This is a genomic window from Vibrio nigripulchritudo ATCC 27043, from assembly GCF_000222685.1.
Lineage (GTDB): Bacteria > Pseudomonadota > Gammaproteobacteria > Enterobacterales > Vibrionaceae > Vibrio > Vibrio nigripulchritudo.
In genome coordinates this window covers 1-18785 of sequence record NZ_AFWJ01000004.1, presented here as the reverse complement: position 1 = coordinate 18785, position 18785 = coordinate 1, and the positions used below count along the sequence as shown (strand labels likewise).

Annotated in this window: 17 protein-coding genes; 2 read left to right on the top strand and 15 right to left on the bottom strand. The window is 47.7% G+C overall.

The genetic code is table 11. The annotated features are described in order from the left end of the window. The first annotated feature begins 214 nt into the window (after positions 1 to 214). On the top strand, positions 215 to 538 hold the full coding sequence (locus RH89_RS01575) for a hypothetical protein (RefSeq protein WP_004398205.1): 324 nt from the start codon (positions 215 to 217) through the stop codon (positions 536 to 538). Positions 539 to 1225: 687 nt separating this feature from the next. Here RH89_RS01575 and RH89_RS01570 read toward each other — a convergent pair. The 12 genes from RH89_RS01570 to RH89_RS01515 all read right to left on the bottom strand — a co-directional run bounded on the left by RH89_RS01570 (position 1226) and on the right by RH89_RS01515 (position 15148). Then, the gene (locus RH89_RS01570) at positions 1226 to 2626 is read right to left on the bottom strand and encodes a thioesterase domain-containing protein (protein WP_004398204.1); all 1401 of its coding nucleotides are present in this window, start codon (positions 2624 to 2626) and stop codon (positions 1226 to 1228) included. Beyond that, the gene (locus tag RH89_RS01565; RefSeq protein WP_004398202.1) at positions 2586 to 4184 is read right to left on the bottom strand and encodes an AMP-binding protein; all 1599 of its coding nucleotides are present in this window, start codon (positions 4182 to 4184) and stop codon (positions 2586 to 2588) included. Before RH89_RS01565 ends, RH89_RS01570 begins: the two co-directional genes overlap by 41 nt. Positions 4185 to 4527: 343 nt before the next feature. Further along, positions 4528 to 5571, bottom strand: coding sequence for a hypothetical protein (locus RH89_RS01560; RefSeq protein WP_004398200.1), 1044 nt, complete (start codon positions 5569 to 5571; stop codon positions 4528 to 4530). A gap of 1 nt (position 5572) precedes the next feature. After that, positions 5573 to 6481, bottom strand: a complete 909-nt coding sequence (locus RH89_RS01555; protein ID WP_004398196.1) for an SMP-30/gluconolactonase/LRE family protein — start codon at positions 6479 to 6481, stop codon at positions 5573 to 5575. Positions 6482 to 6520: 39 nt separating this feature from the next. Continuing rightward, entirely contained in the window at positions 6521 to 7846 is a 1326-nt protein-coding gene (locus tag RH89_RS01550; RefSeq protein ID WP_004398194.1) for a TRAP transporter large permease, read from the bottom strand. Next, positions 7839 to 8366, bottom strand: a complete 528-nt coding sequence (locus RH89_RS01545; RefSeq protein ID WP_004398192.1) for a TRAP transporter small permease subunit — start codon at positions 8364 to 8366, stop codon at positions 7839 to 7841. Before RH89_RS01545 ends, RH89_RS01550 begins: the two co-directional genes overlap by 8 nt. A gap of 69 nt (positions 8367 to 8435) precedes the next feature. Next, positions 8436 to 9458, bottom strand: coding sequence for a TRAP transporter substrate-binding protein (locus RH89_RS01540; protein WP_004398190.1), 1023 nt, complete (start codon positions 9456 to 9458; stop codon positions 8436 to 8438). 102 nt (positions 9459 to 9560) lie between these two features. After that, the gene (locus RH89_RS01535; protein ID WP_004398188.1) at positions 9561 to 10790 is read right to left on the bottom strand and encodes a CaiB/BaiF CoA transferase family protein; all 1230 of its coding nucleotides are present in this window, start codon (positions 10788 to 10790) and stop codon (positions 9561 to 9563) included. Further along, the gene (locus RH89_RS01530; protein ID WP_004398186.1) at positions 10791 to 11573 is read right to left on the bottom strand and encodes an enoyl-CoA hydratase/isomerase family protein; all 783 of its coding nucleotides are present in this window, start codon (positions 11571 to 11573) and stop codon (positions 10791 to 10793) included. Positions 11574 to 11605: 32 nt separating this feature from the next. Continuing rightward, positions 11606 to 12649: an ABC transporter permease gene (locus tag RH89_RS01525; RefSeq protein WP_004398179.1), complete on the bottom strand. Its 1044-nt coding sequence runs from the start codon at positions 12647 to 12649 to the stop codon at positions 11606 to 11608. Positions 12650 to 12673: 24 nt separating this feature from the next. Beyond that, positions 12674 to 14179, bottom strand: a complete 1506-nt coding sequence (locus RH89_RS01520; RefSeq protein WP_004398176.1) for a sugar ABC transporter ATP-binding protein — start codon at positions 14177 to 14179, stop codon at positions 12674 to 12676. A 9-nt stretch (positions 14180 to 14188) separates the two neighbouring features. Next, the gene (locus RH89_RS01515; protein WP_004398175.1) at positions 14189 to 15148 is read right to left on the bottom strand and encodes an arabinose ABC transporter substrate-binding protein; all 960 of its coding nucleotides are present in this window, start codon (positions 15146 to 15148) and stop codon (positions 14189 to 14191) included. A gap of 96 nt (positions 15149 to 15244) precedes the next feature. Between RH89_RS01515 and RH89_RS01510 the strand changes: the two genes are divergently transcribed. After that, positions 15245 to 16021 carry an SDR family oxidoreductase gene (locus RH89_RS01510; protein WP_004398174.1) on the top strand — a complete coding sequence of 259 codons (777 nt, stop codon included), beginning with the start codon at positions 15245 to 15247 and terminating at the stop codon, positions 16019 to 16021. 70 nt (positions 16022 to 16091) lie between these two features. On the opposite strand, the gene RH89_RS01505 is transcribed toward RH89_RS01510, so the two are convergent. From RH89_RS01505 to RH89_RS01495, 3 genes are all read right to left on the bottom strand, one after another. Continuing rightward, the gene (locus tag RH89_RS01505; protein WP_004398173.1) at positions 16092 to 17177 is read right to left on the bottom strand and encodes a glycoside hydrolase family 88 protein; all 1086 of its coding nucleotides are present in this window, start codon (positions 17175 to 17177) and stop codon (positions 16092 to 16094) included. Positions 17178 to 17203: 26 nt separating this feature from the next. Beyond that, the gene (locus RH89_RS01500; protein ID WP_004398172.1) at positions 17204 to 17998 is read right to left on the bottom strand and encodes a FadR/GntR family transcriptional regulator; all 795 of its coding nucleotides are present in this window, start codon (positions 17996 to 17998) and stop codon (positions 17204 to 17206) included. 298 nt (positions 17999 to 18296) lie between these two features. Beyond that, on the bottom strand, positions 18297 to 18785 hold a 489-nt coding region (locus RH89_RS01495; protein WP_004398168.1), incomplete at its 5' end, for an enolase C-terminal domain-like protein.

Genomic DNA, 18785 nt, shown 5'->3' with positions numbered 1-18785 from the left:
TGTGTTCCCTCACCAAGGATTCAAAAACGACTCTTCTAAAAAGTCCGCATAATCACAATGCCAAGTTGGTGATACTCATCAGCTTGGTTCAAATCTTTTATATAACCTTTGCAAGTCCCAGGCTAACAACACGAAGCGGATCGTAATTCGACTTTTGTGAGTTAGGTCAATAGCTTCGAAAAGCGTAAGTTTCTCTGCAGTGAAAGGGGGAAGCATGATCCTTAGAGCCTTACTTATTGCTTTTATGTTCAGTGGTATTAGTGGTGTGGCGATTGCCGATGATTCACATACCAACAAAGTTGCCGAGAAAATCAAAAAACGAGTCGAGAGATCAATCAAACGTTATAGAAAGCCCTTGCAGGGATACTGTAACTATATGATTGAAATGGAGCATAAGGGAAAGTATGCCTATATTAAACGCATACGTTATGCGGGAGACAAAAAGATCTGCAAAGTAGGCAAGAAGGGTCTCAAGAAAGGTATGCGCTTCAAATATAAAGTTCCTGAAATGTATATCCGTATCCATGTCTCCGAGTAAGTGGATTTTCATGAATTTAAAGCACTTATCTATATCGTAATGCACTATAACTAAATATATCCTGTTAGCTTTCAATAAACCTTTCGGTGAATAGATCCATTTCACTGGCACTTTTCAAGTGCGTAGCTATCCAGAAAAACGAGTTCATCCGTTGTTAGAGGTGATTAATAAATCTTGGTTGATTTTCGATGATTTTTGTCACACAAATATTTTTATCGATAAACGCAAAAAAGGAGCCTAAAAAGGCTCCTTAACCCCAGCGCAGCAAGCAAAGGTGTGAGGTCGGGTGTAATAATGCAATCGATTACATTTATGTGTAAATCATTATTAACCAGTGTTTGATTTTGATCGCAGCAAAATCTTTAAGTTTCATAGATATACATAAATGAAACAGCAAAATACCGTATTTAGACTGGAATAGAGACATAAAGAAGACTTAAATAAGAATAGAGGTACTAAAAGTGCAAGAATGGGATGGCACGGAGTACGTGGGCAAAATACATTTGTATGAGGGCGTTATCTGTTCTGGTTCTGCTCAAGAAGGTCTAAATTTTCAGGGAATAGTTGCGAGAATACTGTAATCAGCGAATCGAGGAACCTTGACGATTTCAATAGAGGTAAAAAAGACGATGGGTTATCCATCGTCTTTCATTTTGTAGAGCTCAAGTTATCCAGAGTTCAGGTTAGCTAGCTCAATTCAAAGTCCAGATGCTCTGAAACTTGCTTTAACAGATCTCTCATATCCTCTTCTTCGCGCACGATTGAGTAATGATCACCTTTCAGATTCAGGACTTCCATCCCGGGCAGCTCGTCATGCCAGGTCGCCGGGTTAGGGTACCAGGCCATAGGGTTTTCAATACTTGGGCTGGCGTGCAGGTAAAGAATATTGCCTTGGATGCTTAGGGGCTCAGGAACATAACCATGAACCGCATCTTTAGTGGTGTTTTCCATCGCGAGCAGACGGGCAAAATAATCCGCAGTTAGAGCTGGTGGGAACAGGTTGAGTTTCTGACCCTCACCAACTACGTAATTTAGCCTCTCTAGGTCTGTTTCGTGCTGTGCTAGCTTTTCAATATCCACGTCCAGCTTAAAGGCGTATTTAAAGAAAAGGTGCATTGTCTCGACGGGATCTTCTTGTTCCGGCTCGTACATCACACCATTAAGAGCATCGCGCAGACGCTGGTGGTCATCAGCTTCTACCAACCTCGCCGTTACTGCTTGATCAAACAGCAGCTCAAACTGGTCTTCAGGGTTCATGCTGTGATTTCGAAGTTCCTCAGCGCTGGTGTTCAATCCGTACATCTGGTGGAAGAAGGTTGTTAACCCCTGAGCGATATCTGTGTTTTCTCTCTTGTGGTAGCCGTTAGGGAGATCAACCAGTGCAAGCGTACCGACTTTCCTGCCATAGCTTTCAAGGATGCGAGCAATTTCAATCGAAATCGGGGCGCCAGCACAGTAACCCAGAATAGAAATATCACCTTCTGGCTGCTGTTCAACGATCAAGTCGGCGTAACGCTGAGCGTATTCATTGACACTTAATCGGGCGATCTCTTCGTCCGATTCCGCGCCCGGAGCCCTTAACCCATATACGTTTACATTTTCAGAAATCAGACCCACCAGCTTGTGATACACCTGAACGTGACCATCACCTGGGTGAACGAGGAATAGATAGTGGTCGCTCGTGCTTGTTTGCATTTCAATGAGCGAATTGACCGCTTCAGGTGGGACAATTTTCCCTGTGTCAGGATTGCGAACTGCCTGCTCTACAGCATTAGCCAAATCAGCAAGCGTATCCTTATTCATCAGGGTATCGGCTTTAATTTTCGTATTGAACTCCCGGTTAACCTCAGACAGCATCGACAGTGTTTGCAAAGAGGTTCCGCCCAAGTCCGTAAAGCTGTGTTCAAGATAAATCTGGTCACTAATAGAAAGAACATGCTGCCAGATACTGGCGATACCCAACTGCGTGATGGTCTCAGGGAGGGTTTGTGGTTCCAGCGCGATTTTTGAATCTTGAGCGTGACTGATAACAGCTTGCGTATCCAGTTTACCTCCAACTTTTAATGGGGAAGCTCTCCATCCAAGCATAGCGTTTTGGATGCATGTAAGGCGGTATCTGGCTAACCAAGTAGTCACTTAACTGACAGGCAATGTCGTTGGCGTCTTCCGGATCGTGCGCGGTGTGATATGCCGTCAGAGATGTGGGTGTTCCTTTGGAGTTTCTTTCTACAGCAATGTAAATATCAATGGCTCGGTCACCAAAGAGAACAGTACTCGCATCCTTAAGTTGATTGGCAACTTCGTCAGTCACTACCAATTGTCCAGAAAGTTTGATCTGGTTATCTTGCCTGCCCACAAATACCAGTTCGCCGTTAGGAGTTATCTCTACAATATCGCCAGTCCGGTAGAAGCACTCGATGTTATCTGTTACCGGATCCGGAATGTAAATGTATCGCGACTGGTTGTTTTTCTGATCTTTGTAGACGTTCTGAAGGCGGTTACTCACCAATAATTCGCCTTTCTCTCCCTGCTGGCAAAGATGCCAGTGTTGAGTGTTTTCATCGAAGTGCATGACTCTGGCGTCTACACCGCGAATCGGCTTGCCCAAGTGGGTGGGGATGACTTCGCTAGAAACGCTTTCATCATAAAGAACCGCACTCATCACCCAGATCCCTGCTTCTGATGGGCCGTAGCCATTTACAATGCGAGAGACGCCCGCTTTAGCCAGCCTATGCGGAAGATCGTCGCTGAACGCCTCGCCGACCAGCATAATAGTATTAACGGGAGCAAAAATGGGGTTTGGATTGCCCTCATGAGTCTGAAGGAGGTGGCTGACGTGGGATGGGGTAATCGTGATATGGGTGATATTGAAGTCATGGATAAAGTCGATAAAACCCATATGACAGAACATTGTCTGCTCATCGATCAGAACCAGACAGGCTCCGTTACCCAGCGCAATCGCCAACTCATGCACTACCGCATCAAAGTTGCGTCGAGCCAGTTGTATGATTCGGGCTTCGTGGTTGAGTTTTAGCTCTTCGTTACCCGTGCGAGTCAGGTTTGAAAGAGGGAGCATTGGCATCGAGATGACTTTTGGCTCCCCCGTGGTACCAGAGCTGCAGAACACGCAGGCGTCGTGCCTTGCACCAACAGCCGATACCGATTCGTCGGAAGTTTGAGACATCTCAGACTCATGCTCACTAAGCAATAGCGTTTTAAAACTAGAGAAATACGAGCTTAGGTTGGCGTTTTCATCGTCCAGAAGAATGATATCGGGTGCAATTTTATGCAGCCGTTTGGTGTTTACTTCTGCCCCTAGTTTGGGTTCCACCAGATGGATGGCAGCCCCCAGTTTTAAAACTGCCACAAAAACGGTGGCAACTTCTATGTTGGTGCGTGATGTACACAGGGCAATCACATGTTTACGGTGACCTGGTGAAAGGCGACCTAGCTCTTCACGAAGGTAATTTGCTAGCCGGTTCGCTTTTGAATCGAGTTCCCGGTAGCTGTAGCTTTCTCCTGCTGGGTTTAAAATGGCTTTATTGTCAGGATATTGTTTTGAGATAAGTTCGAACTGATGAATCCAGGGCAAAGCTACATGATCGCTTTTTGCCGACAGCTTGCGAAGATGGATTGAAGCTTCCATATTTGATTGATTTCCACTCAATTTAAGTCAAATACAAAGTTCACCTCATAGAAAGATAACCTCTTGCTTGTCCTTGTTTAGCGGAGGCACGTGGTAAAACTATCTTTCATAAAAACAACGTTGAGGTGGGTTGGTTTAATCAAGTGCGAAAGCTAGCAGAACTCAGTTGCATATTTTACCGTTTCATATTCCCTTAATATAAAATTTGCACCAAAGATGGGGAATATTGAAATCTAGAAATACGTCATTTACACCAATCGGGCATATTTGCCCAACTGGTAATATTATCAATGAAATCTTGAGGTTAGCATTGAGTTTGGAGTGGCTGGAGAATGCGAATCATTTATAGTTTGAGCTTTTCGAGTGGTTTAACTTCAATACGATAGTCGATGAAAAGCGTGGAGTCTGGACTCAAAGAAACGCAAGTTGGTGATGCTTTTTGCTGGTAAGGGTTAGCGATTTGAGCGGTATTCGGAGACAAGCCAAAAGGTGAGCAAACTGGTTCCATTCCTAAACAGACATTACGCCCATTCCACGGCTCCGCTTTAAACCCTCGGTTTGAATACCAAAGTAACAGATCTGGCAGTACGTCAGAGTCCCAATCCAAGGTCACCATCCAGTCTTCTTCAATATGGTGTAATGCGGCTTTACCATCTGTCCTCTCCAGTTGCATCACTTCCTCTATGTTCTCTTTAAATGGAACGCGGGAGGCATCAATATTTCCACCCAGAATATGAGGCACTTCCTCAAGAGACAGAAAGATTTTGTCTGGCTGAAATTGCTGAGAGCCTGGCAATACGATAGATGGATGTGTGTGTCCCCTGGTGAATTTTCCGGGGGCAATTCTTGCTCCTTGAGGTTGGTTGGGCAACCTTAAGCATGTATGCAACGACACAGGCTGGCAAGTAGGGCGTCTGGCTTGAATGCCAAGACGAAGATCCACCGCGGGAGCGTTAGGATCGGGGCGTATAGTACGGGTCAGCCGGGCGATATCATGGTCGCTGGGGTAGTCTATGTACATGGAAATTTCGTTGCCTTCTGATGGCTCGAAAGTCCAGTTGTGATGCGAGCCATAGCCATGAACAAAATCTATCGATTCGTTCTCGTCCAAAATATCACGCCACGTTTTGGGAAAGTGTCCAGTTGGCATTGGATAACCAAAAGGTACGCATGGCCATTCACCTCTTAAATGTCTGGTGAGGTTATCCACTTCATCTCCGACTTCTTCGCCATGCCAGGGCGCGATGTAGAAAGGGTTGACCTGTTTCCCATTGGGTAGAATGAAAGCGCTTGGTCCGATCATGGCACCCATAGACTGCACACTAATAGTGCCAAACTCCCACGCCAATGCGCGGAAGTCTGTATTTTGAGGGTTTTTCTTATTCATCTCAGACTCTCTGTAATCGGGACCAGTTTGGAATGTTCGCCCGATAGGTAGGCAAGCCTGCGACGTCACTGTGATAAAGCTGAATTTCTCCCGCTCGCTCGTCACCCTCCAACATATAAGCGGCAGTCGTAACCAACAGGGTTTTCATATCTCTCCCTCCAAAGCACACATTGGTTGGGCGAGACGTGTTGACCTTGTACAGCGTCTCTAACTCGCCAGAATGGGTCAATCTTGCAATGCCTGCCCCGTCCCATCTGGCGCTCCAGATATGTCCTTCGCTATCCATGGCAGCGCCGTCCGGCACTCCATAACTGTCGCCAAGTTTAGAAAACACTTCAGGTGATCCGATCGAGCTTGTTTGCGCATGGAAAGGAGAACGATAGATTTCACTCTTCATTGAATCAGCAAAATACAGCCATTTATCATCGGGTGAAAACACCATCATATTGAATACGCCAATGTGCGTCTGATGATTGCGAATGGTGTGTCTGTTCACCATAGAGAAGAAGTTGCCGTTTGCACCAATATCAAGAGGGCTGCCATCATCGGCGATGTTTTTCTGCATCGAACCCAGCCAGATATTGCCATTTCTGTCGACACCGCCATCATTCATCCGATTTAACGGATCAGAATCAATTTCAGTCCAAAGTACCCATTCGCGCTGCTTTAAATCGAGCAGATACAAGCCGTCGTATAGGGTGACCAGTAACTTGTCGGGATCTTCGGAAGGCAAGGTGTTAACAGGTGGCGCAGGTGTGGGGAAGGTAACCAGTTCTTCTTCATACAGTTTATATTGAAACAGCAAAGATCGAGTCACGTCTATCCAGAAAAAGGACTCTGTTTTATCGCACCAGCAGCATCCCTCTGCTAGATCGCAGCGGTCACCAATGGTTTTTTGAAAATTCAGCATAGAGGTTACCTCTCTGTTGATTAGAAATGGTAGAAAAACTCATGACCGCCACCAAAGTGCTAATTCGGGGAATACGATCAGTAAAACCAGAGCGACAATTTGCAGCGCGATAAAAGGAACCACGGCTTTGAAAATCATCCCTAGTGATATTTCAGGAGGTGCGACCGACTTCAGGTAAAAGGCGGCAGGACCAAAAGGAGGCGTAAGAAAAGAAAGCTGCATGTTGAGTGAGAACACCACCCCAAACCAGATTGGGTCGTAACCGATTTGATTGATGATCGGCACAAAAATAGGGAGGGTCAGTAAGGCGATGCCTACCCAGTCCAGAAACATACCCAGAATGAACAAGATACCCATCATCAAGAACAGGATGTAAATCGGTTCGCCATCACCAAATGAAAGAATGAGCGATTCAATAAACCGAATCCCACCCATCAGGTTGTAAACCCCAACCAGAATGGACGCTCCGATACCAATCCAGATGATCATCCCTACGGTTTCGAGCGTTCGTATCGTGCTTTCTTTAATGAGTTGGAATGTGAGCTCTTTACGCACCCAGGTAGAAATCAGGATCCCGATAACGCCCAAACCAGAGGCTTCTGTTACTGATGCGATACCAGAGTAGATAGAACCCAAGACCATAAAGGCGACGAGAACCGGAAGAATCACGCCTTTGAAAGCGACCAGTTTCTCTCTTAATGGTGCGTCGAGCTCCTGATCAGAGGCGATAGGTGCAACCGAAGGGTTGCTGTAAGCGCGCACCAGAACATACGCTACATACATGGACGCCAGCATGAACCCAGGAACAAATGAAGAGGTAAAGAGATCGCTGATCGAAACGTTGGCAATCAATCCATAAATAATCAGCACAATGGATGGCGGCACCATGGAGCCTAATGCGCCACCAGCAACGACGGTTCCTATCGCTAGGTTTGGATCGTATTTTTGCTTCAGCATTTGCGGTAGTGCGAGCAAGCCGAGTAATACGATTTCACCCCCAATAATGCCAGACATGGCGGCCAGTAACACGGCAACCAGTAGTGTCTGGATGGCGACACCACCTCGCAGGCGGCCTGAAACTAACCTCATGGCGTTAAACAGATCGGTTGCGATAGACGATCGATCAAGTATCGCCGCCATCAAGACAAACATGGGCACGGCAATAAAGACGTAGGAGGATATAAAGGCGTAGATCCGGCTGGCGAGCAGTGGTGTGGCTTTTGGTCCAATCCAGAACAGCAGAAAGAACATGGCGACAAAACTGGTCACGAAACTCAATGGCATGCCAAGAAGCAACAGCACGAGCAGCATGCCAAGTAATAACAGGCTGCCCCATTCAATACCGATGGCAGAGAGTTCAAACATGCGACCCCCGAGTCAGTTTGTTGATTAATCGGAAAACAAATTGAATGAACATCAGGCAAAGAATGAGAAACAGAGTGATTTTGATGAAAGCAGGAAAAGCGGGATCCCACGCACTGCCTGTCGTTTCAAATCTAATGTCGCCATTGGGAGCAAACACAGCACGAAGAAGCACTTGCCAGGCTGCCCAGGCTAACATCCCGGTAGAAACGCAGCACATCGCATAAATAATGACATCGAGCCAGCGTCGGACTTTGGGAGAAACGGCGTCATAGATGATGACGACACGAATGTGCTTATCTTTTGCGACGCAGTGACTGCCTCCGTACACAAACAACAACGCGCCGATCATCACCGTGGTTTCGTGCACCCAGAAAGTGGGGCTGTCGAACACATACCGCTGAATGACTTCGTAAAATATAACGAGAGCACTAACCAGAAATAGAAAACTGATGGTGTGACCGACTTTTACAACCAGCCTGTCCAGGTAGTTCAAAGGTTCTTGCTGTTCACTTAAATCCATAAAACCTTCCTTGGCTTAATAGGCTGCGCAAAACAGCACAGCCGTGGTGTTGGACGGTTAACGGTTTAGCTAAAGCATGCCGTTGTCTGCCAAAAACTTGGTTATCGCTTTATAGACTTTTTGAGCATTAGGCGACTTTTTGGCGTACTTCTCCCACTCATTTTTGGCAATGGATCTGAACTTATTACGCTCTGTTGCCGACCAGTCGTGAATCGTAATTTTTCCACCGGCTAATACTTCTGCCACCGCTTTCTGATCCGCCATTTTCAGGCGAGAAACCATCTGGCGGGCAAAATCGCGAACCGAAACATCAAGAATGGTTTGCAGATCGGCAGGCATGCTGTCCCAGGTTTCTTTGTTGATTGAAACCTCTAAGACTGGAAGAGAGTGGAAGCCCGGATAAACGGGGTGAGGGGCGATGTCGTGCATGCCTTGCTGGTGGTTGGTTGAAAACACCGTGTAGTCAGCTGCATCAATAACGCCTTTATCGAGAGCGGTAAACACTTCCGAACCGGGTAAATTCACAGGGATTGCACCAGCCGCGGTGAAGATCGTCTGCACTAAACCTTCTGGCGCGCGCAACTTCAAGCCCTTGAGATCTGCTACTGAATCAAGTGGTTTCTTTGAAACAAAAGCTTCAAGACCTGTAGCGGAAGCACCAATAAAGTGAAGCCCGTAAGGCGCTAGCAGTTCCTGATAAAGTTCCTTGCCGCCGCCATGCTCAATGAAGAGCAACATCTCGCTTGGGTCTGACCATGCACCTACGGGGTTACCCAAAAGCCCGAACGCTGGATCTTTTCCTGAAAAATAACCTGTAGCCGTAATATGACCATCAAGGATGCCTGCGCTGATTGCATCGATGGTTTCGGTGTGCTTCACCACAGAACCTACGGATAACACTTCAATCATTACTCGGTTATTGGTCATCTGAGCAACGCGTTCTGCCCATTCTTTTTTAAGCAGGAAGTTAGGGTTTCCAGAGTTATCGCTGGATTGGAACTTGAGTTTGTACGTCTCTTTGGCTGCATGTGCAGTGGTGCCCACCACACAAAGCAGAAGCACGAGTAAGAATTGCTGTATCTGTCGTTTCATTGGTCTATCTCCATGTATAGTCAATGCTCCTTCCTTCTGGAGCCGTAAAACCTAGCCTCGACGTTGTTGTTTTATCTCTCACTTGTATTTTTATTGTGTGGGTTATTTATTTGCGTGAATAACCTGCTGTTCTAAAAGTATTTGTGTTTCTTCTTTGCTAAAACCGAATTCGGTGAGTACCTCAACAGAATGTTCGCCATACAGAGGAGCATGAGTGAGATCGCTACGCGACTTCTCCCCAAACCTGATTGCTGGTGAAACCGCTTTGTATTTCCCACCGATGGGGTGCTCGATTGTGGTGATATGAGGTGCCGCTTGCGGGTGAGACAAAAACTCCTGATAGGAATTCACCACGTTGCACCAGACGCCCAGAGGAGTCAGCAGTTGATCCCAATCCTGTGCTGAACGTGTTTTGAGCGTGTCGGCGACAAGGAAATAGATTTGGTCGCGCCACTCACACATATCGTCAATATCACTTTGCGATGGGCGTTGAGATTTCAGAGTTTCTAATTCAGGTTTTTCCAGTGCCTGCGCGAGCACCGACAAGTCTGCCTGCGCAATGGCAAAGTACCCAGACTGACATTGGTAGATCCCATAGGGCGGTTCCTGATATATCGACACGTGAGGCGCTTTGCTTCGTTTGGGAGGTGTGTCGGAGGCAAACCATGTGGCGATCTCCTGACATTGCATTTCCATAATGGCACCCATCATGGTGACAGACACTTCTTCGCCAACCTGAGTTCGGCTTCTGGCAATCAGAGCAGCTAGCACACCTTCACACAGCATGTGAGACGCCGTGACATCCACCATGTAAAGAGGTGAGGGCATGGGCAAACCGTCTTCCCGACCACCGTGCATGGTTAAACCAGTAAACGCCTGCAACAATAAGTCCTGACCGGGGCGATCTTTCATAGGACCTTCACTGCCATAACCACTGATTGAACCGACCACCAGAGACGGATTGATCGCCGAAAGCGATTCGAAGTCGATACCCAGCTTTTTCGCTACTCTAGGGCGAAAGTTTTGAACCAGCACGTCTGCTTGCTTCACCAGACGGTACAATGCATTTCTACCTTCCTCAGACTTAAGATCCATCACCAGCGAGCGTTTGTTTTGGTTCAAAGTGACATAGCAGGTGGCGTCACCAAACTTGGTGACATCGGCCATTGGGGCGTGGCGGGAAAAATCTCCGCCGCCCGGTGCTTCAATCTTAATAATATCTGCGCCCATTTCTCCTAAGCGCTGAGTACACAGGGGACCGGCCATCGCAATCGTTAGATCCAGTACTTTTATTCCCTGTAATGGACCTTTATTTGATTTGGAATTTTCCATTTATCGCCCCTTAAACACCGGTTCTCTTTTCTCGCCAAATGCTGCAATCCCTTCTGCGGCATCGTCCGTCATCATGCACAGCGTATAGCCGTCGTTTTCCCACGATAAACCTTGCTCAATCGAGGTTCCCTGACTCTGGCGAATCACATTTTTAGCCGACTGAACCGCGATCGGCGGGTTCTGCGCGATGCGTTTTGCAAGACGTTTTGCTTCCGGCATCAGGTCATCTTCCGAAACGATTTTCTGAACAAAGCCAACCCGATGAGATTCTTCTGCGCTCATTAGCTCGCCCGTAAGGATCCACATGGCCGCGTTTCCAAACCCAACCAGACGAGGGAGAATAGAAGTGTTACCGCTCCCTGCGTGCCAGCCTCGCTGTATTTCAGGAGCACCAAATCGGGAACGTGGTGTCGCGATTCGAATGTCACAGCAAATCGCAACTTCCAGTCCGCCTCCTAAGCAATAGCCATCAATGGCTGCAATTGCAGGCTTGCGCAAATGCAGAAGTGGGGCGATGTAATCACGGTCGTAATTGGCGCGGTTTCGTCCTTCCCACGCTGTGCCAAGATCATCAAGCATGTTGACGTCACTGCCAGCAGAAAAAGCGCGTTCACCCTGACCCGCAATCACCAGCACTTTGATGTCGTCATTCGTGTCGACCTGCTTGGCATACTGGACGATTTCTGTCCCCATCGCGGCGGTAATTGCATTGAGCTTGTCCGGGCGATTGAGCGTGAGCGTCGCGATGCCATCTTCGACGTTGAATAAAATATGGTCCGACATAATTCCTCTCTATAGTTCGTAAATTGGTGGCGTTATTTAGATTGTTGTTTTTCAGAGCGGGCGAGACGCCACTGACCAATAGCAACAGCAAGAACCAGCAATAAGCCTTTAGCCACGAGTTGATAAAAAGTTGGAATACCGAGTAAATTCATGCCATTTGATAACGTGGCAAGAAGCAATACCGCGAGCATGGTGCCAAAGACGGTCCCTTTACCTCCGGCGAGTAATGCGCCACCTAGAAACACGGCTGTGATCGCTTCCAACTCCAGCCCTTGTGTTCCGGAAGCGGGTTGACCAGAGCTTGTTCTGGCCGTCACGATGACGCCTGCTAATCCGGAAAGCGCACCCGAAATAGCGTAGATGTAGAAGCGCATACGAGTCAGGTTGATACCCGCCAGTCTTGCGGCGGCGGGGTTGCCTCCCATGGAGTAAATGGAGCGACCAAATACCGTGTAGCGCATGATGAAATGCCCCATAAGCGCCACAATCACCAGAATGATAAAAGCGACGGGAATACCGGGAAAATCACCGAATGCCATCACTCTTCCCGAACCTAAATAGGCAAGCCCCTGATCCAAAACACCTACAGGTCTGCCACCGGGCGCAATTAAAAAAGCGATTCCACGAAAAGCCGAGAACGTTGCCAGAGTTGCTACAACAGGGTTCACTTTGAGGTGAGAGATAATCGCAGCATTGACCAGCCCGAGTACCAAGCCAATCGCAATGCCTCCTGCGACACCCCCAGCTACGGTTCCCATTTGGGTCACAATAATGGCGCAGATAACCGACGCACAACCCGCGATAGAACCCACGGATATATCAAGCCCTTGGGACACAATCACCAGTGTCATCCCGACAGCAATAAGCCCGACAACCGCCATGTTCTGACCAATGTTGAGCAGGTTACGGGGCGAGAAAAAGTATTCGGTTTGGGTGGTGATTAAAGCCACCATGATGATCAGAGCAATAATCAGCGACAGGTTTTCTACACCAACCAGGTCGGTCATTCTTTTTAGCAAAGAAGGTTTCGGACTGGGCGCTTTAACTGAAACCGAGGCTGCTTCATTTGTGGGCATGTGACTCTTCCTTGAACACAATGTTTAATGAACGGCTTTACCGCTAATGGCAAAGTTAACGATGGACTCTTCGGTGGCTTCCTGACTGGGAATAGGGGCAGAGATTTCACCTTCATGCATCACGATAATGCGGTCCGACATAGACAGCAGCTCGGGCATTTCGGATGAAATCATCATGATGGCCATGCCTTGTTGTGCCAGTCGATCTATCAGACGATAAATTTCTGCTTTAGCACCCACATCCACCGCCCGAGTGGGCTCATCAAGAATGAGCACTTTCGGGTTTGCGGCAAGCCAGCGCGCCAGAACCACTTTTTGCTGATTTCCTCCAGATAGCTTCCCAACCTCCTGATCTAAACTCGGGGTTTTGATTTCTAACTGATTAATGAAGGGGGTGATGGTTTCGCCCATTTTGGCGTAGCGTAAAATGCCAAAGCGAGCCAGAGCGGAGTACACTGCCATAGAGGCGTTTTCCAATACGGAGCGAACTAAGATCAGCCCCTCCGCTTTACGGTTTTCCGGTGCAAATCCAATGTTGGCTTTAATGGCATCAGCAGGGGATGAGATTTTCTGTTCTTTCCCTGCGACAAAGACCTGCCCAGAGTTTTTTGGGAATTCTCCAAACAGCACTTTTGCCAGTTCTGTTCTTCCTGCACCGACCAGACCGGCAAACCCTAAGATTTCGCCTGCCTTGATTTGAAAACTGATGTCTTTATGCCAGTGGCTCGACAGGTTTTTCACTTCAAAAACGACATCTTGCTGGCTGGCGTTTTCCCTTTGAAAACTGTGTACCAGTTCGCGTCCGACCATCATGCTGACGATCTGATCTTCATTGGTCTCAGAAGCGTTAACATCTCCTGTGACTAAACCGTCTTTTAACACCACAATGCGATCCGCGATTTCCATGATCTCGTGCAAACGGTGAGAGACGTAAATAACCCCAAGCCCTTCAGCTTGTAATGTCCGAATCAGGCGAAACAGTTTGGTGCATTCTTCGGTGGTTAAAGACGAAGTGGGTTCGTCAAAAGCCACCACTTTCGCGCCGTGTTTAACGGCTCTCAGGATCTCAACAATGTGCATCTGGGCAGGGGAAAGATTATGCCCTAAGGTATGAACATCGAGCATGCCAGTGAAGCCGTATTTCTCCAGCAATCGCTCAGTGCTTTGCACTATTTCAGAGTGATCCACTCTGCCATCCTGAGTCTGGGGGTATTCACCAATAAACACGTTTTCAGCGGCAGAAATGTAAGGCACGATTTCCGGTTCCTGACGGACAAGACGAAAGCCAGCATCTCTGGACTGAAGCGGCGTTGCGGCACTGATGTCAGATCCGTCTAAACTGACTTGACCTTTATCCAGTTGGTAATCACCGCACAATATTTTCAGGAGTGTTGATTTGCCTGCTCCGTTCTCACCGATAAAGGCGACTACTTCCCCTGAATCGACCTTCATCGAAACATGAGAGAGGGCTTTGACGCCTGGAAAAGATTTCCAGACATCCTGTACAGACAATACCGTTGCCGATTCCATATTGATTCCTCAATTACAGGGCATGAATGTCTGATAGTTTGAGGCATCGACTATGGTGGTATTCGCGACCGTTTTCAGTGGTAGCGGCTGACCAGACTCAATGGATTTAATTAACGCGCGGGCAGCCGCTTCACCAACATCCACTCCGCTGATGTAAAGCGCGGCTTTGAACCCGCTTGGGATATTGGCTTTCCAAGGGCGGCACGCTTCATAAGCACCAAGACCGACTGCGATAACATCTTTAGCAGGAAAGCCTGCATTTTTAAGAGCATTTGTTGCACCGAGTACGCCTTCATCGTTACAGGCAAAAACAACCCACTTATTGATGTTTGGATGGGAGGTGATAACAGGTCCCGTTGCTGTCAGGCTGCTGTCTGTAGTACCTGAATAGGCGACAGAGTAGATCTTGCTGGCATCGGCACCCGCTGCGATCACTTGTGCTTGAGACGCGTCAGTCCGGTCATTACACACCGACACTGTTTGTACTTCGACACTCAGAACACCGTAATCGTTTTTCTCCAGCCAGCCTGATTCTTTCAAAAGTTTTCCGGCTCTCTGACCCACTTTGGTTCCCATCGCTTTGCCATCGAATCCGGCGAATGGAATCGGATTTCCATCTCCATCCTTAAGCGGATCATCGGTGGCAATGACTGGGATCCCGGCTTCTTTAGCCGCGCGAGCGACTGCTGGACCCAGTGCCTGATCCGGCGCTGTAATCGCGATGGCTTTCGCGCCAGACGCAATCGCATCGGTCACCGCATTGATGGCGAGGTTAGCGTCGAGTTCCACATTAATGATTTTTGCTGAGTAACCCAGAGACTGGGCAGCGTCTTTAAATCCGTTGCCTTGATCAATGAAGTATTGCTGAGTACCACTTTTGTAGATGGCAACAATTTCTCCATTACTTGCACTTGCGCTCGCAACTGCCAGCAATGCAGACAAGGCAACGATCGAACTTCCTTTGTTCATGTTTCTTTCCTTGTGGTGGTTGGTTATTTTTTGTACTTTAGAATATTATATGTTTATCAGACAAAGATGATGTGATCAAGCACAGGAAAAATAGAAATGCAGCGTTTAACAGGGAAAGTAGCAATCGTGACCGGAGCCGGTCGGGGGATCGGAAAAGCCATTGCACATCGGTTTTCAAGTGAAGGTGCAACAGTGGTAATCGCAGAGCGGGATGGCAGGCTGGGCAAGGAAAGTGCAGCGTCCATTCAGAGTAAAACAGGGAACCCCGTGATCTGTATTACAACGGATATTTCGGACTCTAATTCGGTATCCGCAATGGTAAAAGAGACGAACTCATTGTTTGGAAGCGTGGACGTTCTGGTAAACAATGCGGGTATTGCGGTATTTAAAGAACCACTGGATACGGCTCAGGATGACTGGGACTTATGCATGAAAGTGGATCTTGAAGGTGCCTGGTATTGCTGTAAGGCGGTATTGCCTTTTATGCTTGAGAAAAGAAATGGGGCGATCATCAATATCATTTCTAATCACGCTTTTTCCATCATTCCTAAAACGTTTCCATACCCTGTTGCCAAACATGCTCTTCTGGGTATGACGCGCTCTTTGGCTCTGGAATACGCAGGGGAAGGCATCGCTGTTAACGCCATTTCCCCCGGATACACCGATACTCAAATCGCACAGGATGAATTTAATAAATCGGACAATCCAGACGAAGAACGGGCAAAGGTAGAAGCCAAGCAACCCGTTGGGAGGTTATGCAAGCCCGAAGAAGTGGCGGCAGTCGCCGCGATGCTCGCCTCTGAAGAAGCGCGGTTTATGATAGGAGAAAACCTAGTGATCGATGGTGGCGTGACGATACGAATGTACGAATAATACAGTTCGTAAAATTTGAAATAGACAACGAACACAGCTTCATCTACTGAAACTGTGTTCGTGTATTGATCTATGCGGATTCTAAATACGCTTTTCTTTCCGCTAACGCTGTGAGCACTGGTCCTTGTCCCCAAGGAACAATTTTATTCAGAGGGACATGCCAATAGTGTTCATCCACTAAAGCAGACATCACTGCCGCAGACACACCCATTAGGTTTCCGTCGTTATCCAGATTTTTAACCATCGCCTCAAATGCGAGGTTGGCAGGCTTTTCAAAGGTTTCTGGATCCAGAATGCCTGCTTTCATTCCACGATAAAAAGCGGTCGCCATAAAGGCAGCAGTGGAAGATTCAGGACCTGATCGTTCCTCGTGAATCATGGCGTACCAGTTGCCATCTGGAAGCTGGAATTCCAGCATTTTACGGGCTAATTGCTGAGCTTGTTCTTTAACCGTGTTTGCACCTTCTACATGAGAGGCGTAGTGAGCGACGTCCAGTAAGCCCAGCAGCGCCCATCCTTGCCCACGACCCCAGCCATCAATGTACGATTGCTTGGTGTCTTCCAGCCAGTAGTGACGATAAAGCCCAAGTTCAGGGTTAAACAGAAATTGTCGATACCCGAGTATCTCTCGAACTGCTCTTTCTCCCCAGTTGCCTGAAGGGTCGATATGAGACAGGTGAGCATAGAAAGGTGGATCGAAGTGCATACAGTCGAGCCAGATACCAGCCCCCGGATTGAGCATTTGTTTTTGTTGCTCCTCAGATAGCGGAACGCCGCCGTATGGCTGTCTGAGCGAGCGAAGGGTGTCTTCAAAGGTGACAGGCACGCCATCGATATTGCGTCTTTCACTCAAATGGTGCGCTAAGTCGATGGTGGCCTGTTTCAGGTTTTCGTCTTTCTTTCTCTCGATGATCGAGCACATGATGTGACCTGGTGCCGTATTGTCATCCAGTTGAAACGGGGTTCGTCTGGTTGCCCAGCCGCGGAAAAATCCCCAGGTAAAGTCAGACCATCGGTTATCACCAAGATAATCTGACGCTGCCAGTAAGCCTTCAAACCCTACAGAATCGCCGTAGAACCACCCCTGAAAGGGGTGCTCTAATAATCGGTCGGCGACATTGGTAATGATTTCATTTCCTAATACATCCTTGTTCATGTAAGTCCTTTAAGGGTATACAGACCCTAGTTGTTAACCAATTTCATTCCCTCGTGAGCATCACTGATTGCACGATTGATGAGCGCTTTCATTGCTTCCTCTGCAACGGTCGCGTCTCCTGCCATAAAGGCGTCGTATACGTCTTGATGAAGAACGTGGCTTTCTTCCATCCCTATCATTTTGTCGGTGTATCCTTTGCCTTTCATTTGTAAATCAATGAGCAAGGCGAGGGCAGCTTCAATAACAAGAAACAGGTGATTGAGCAGTTCCGACTGAACGCACGCAATTAGCGCACGATGAAATTCCAGATCCGTTTCAATAAAGCGGTTTCGTCTTTCCTGCTCGGGTGCGTTATCGTCTTTAAACACTGCCACTTTTGCATTCCATGCATCGGTAACTCGCTGGCGATCTGAATCCGTTGCGGTTTGAGTGGCAGAGAAGGTAATACCCGGTTCGAGGACGAGTCGGGTTTTAAGCAAATCGTTCAGCAGGTCGTGAGTTTCGCCAGACTTGATTCGCCATTCCATTAAGTCCGGGTCGAGCAGACGCCATTTTGATCGGGGCTGTACGCGTGTCCCATCCGAAGTTCGGCTAAAAATAAGCCCTTTGGCAGAAAGCATACGAAAGGCTTCTCGGATAACAGAGCGACTCACACCCAGCTCTTCAACTAAGGCAGCTTCTTTGGGCACGGCTTCGTTCTCACTCCATTCACCGCCCACAATGCGAACACCAAGATGTTCAACAACGGTTCCGAGAATGCCGCGGTGTTTGATTGATCCTTCAAGCAAGCTTGCGCGATTCAGTAAGCTATTTTTACTCATGTACGCTCTCCATATTTATATGTTTATCATATTAACACACAAAATAAAGCGCTGCTTACTTCATAACCAGATGAGAAATGATCGGGGAGGAGAGAGGTGTTATTGAAATGCCTTTTGCCTTTATATCAAAAATTGAGCAGGAGCGATCCATCGGTGCTGATAAACAAGATTTGGGACAAGTAAAATCGCCGTTTGTCAGACGTTAAAGGAATAGTTTGGGGTGAGAAAGGTCGGTGGAAAACAAAGAAGCAGCAACACGGGGAAGCTGCTTTTTAATGTGAATTAGAATGGGAGTGGATTACCACTCTGCGAAGGAGCCGTCTTCATTTGTCCAATGTGGGTTTCGCCATTTAGGTTGTGAAAGGGCTTTTTGATGCTGCTCGCGCATAAAGTCTTCGTCTATGTCGATGCCTAACCCCGGTCCTTCAATGTTAAGGCAGTAGCCTTCTTTAAAATCAAAGACATCTTTATTGTTTACGTAATCGAGAACATCGTTTCCTTTGTTGTAGTGCATACCGATACTTTGTTCCTGAATGATGGCATTCTGGCAGGAGGTATCAATATGAACAGACGACGCAAGCGCAATTGCGCCCAGTGGGCAGTGAGGGGCGAGTGCGACGTCATAGGCCTCTGCCATCGAGGCGATTTTTTTCAGTTCGGTAATACCGCCACAGTGACAAACGTCAGGCTGAATAATGTCGACGCCACCATGCTCTAACAGCTTTTTGAAATCCCATCGAGAATGCAATCGCTCGCCAGTAGCAATAGGAATGGCACCATAGCGGGC

Excerpts from the sequence above, each read along its gene's own strand:
- RH89_RS01560 (WP_004398200.1), bottom strand. The coding sequence starts at position 5,571 with ATGAATAAGAAAAACCCTCAAAATACAGACTTCCGCGCATTGGCGTGG.
- RH89_RS01500 (WP_004398172.1), bottom strand. The coding sequence starts at position 17,998 with ATGAGTAAAAATAGCTTACTGAATCGCGCAAGCTTGCTTGAAGGATCA.
- RH89_RS01505 (WP_004398173.1), bottom strand. The coding sequence starts at position 17,177 with ATGAACAAGGATGTATTAGGAAATGAAATCATTACCAATGTCGCCGAC.
- RH89_RS01510 (WP_004398174.1), top strand. The coding sequence starts at position 15,245 with ATGCAGCGTTTAACAGGGAAAGTAGCAATCGTGACCGGAGCCGGTCGG.
- RH89_RS01515 (WP_004398175.1), bottom strand. The coding sequence starts at position 15,148 with ATGAACAAAGGAAGTTCGATCGTTGCCTTGTCTGCATTGCTGGCAGTT.
- RH89_RS01525 (WP_004398179.1), bottom strand. The coding sequence starts at position 12,649 with ATGCCCACAAATGAAGCAGCCTCGGTTTCAGTTAAAGCGCCCAGTCCG.
- RH89_RS01540 (WP_004398190.1), bottom strand. The coding sequence starts at position 9,458 with ATGAAACGACAGATACAGCAATTCTTACTCGTGCTTCTGCTTTGTGTG.
- RH89_RS01565 (WP_004398202.1), bottom strand. The coding sequence starts at position 4,184 with ATGGAAGCTTCAATCCATCTTCGCAAGCTGTCGGCAAAAAGCGATCAT.
- RH89_RS01575 (WP_004398205.1), top strand. The coding sequence starts at position 215 with ATGATCCTTAGAGCCTTACTTATTGCTTTTATGTTCAGTGGTATTAGT.
- RH89_RS01550 (WP_004398194.1), bottom strand. The coding sequence starts at position 7,846 with ATGTTTGAACTCTCTGCCATCGGTATTGAATGGGGCAGCCTGTTATTA.
- RH89_RS01555 (WP_004398196.1), bottom strand. The coding sequence starts at position 6,481 with ATGCTGAATTTTCAAAAAACCATTGGTGACCGCTGCGATCTAGCAGAG.
- RH89_RS01520 (WP_004398176.1), bottom strand. The coding sequence starts at position 14,179 with ATGGAATCGGCAACGGTATTGTCTGTACAGGATGTCTGGAAATCTTTT.
- RH89_RS01530 (WP_004398186.1), bottom strand. The coding sequence starts at position 11,573 with ATGTCGGACCATATTTTATTCAACGTCGAAGATGGCATCGCGACGCTC.
- RH89_RS01545 (WP_004398192.1), bottom strand. The coding sequence starts at position 8,366 with ATGGATTTAAGTGAACAGCAAGAACCTTTGAACTACCTGGACAGGCTG.
- RH89_RS01535 (WP_004398188.1), bottom strand. The coding sequence starts at position 10,790 with ATGGAAAATTCCAAATCAAATAAAGGTCCATTACAGGGAATAAAAGTA.
- RH89_RS01570 (WP_004398204.1), bottom strand. The coding sequence starts at position 2,626 with ATGCTTGGATGGAGAGCTTCCCCATTAAAAGTTGGAGGTAAACTGGAT.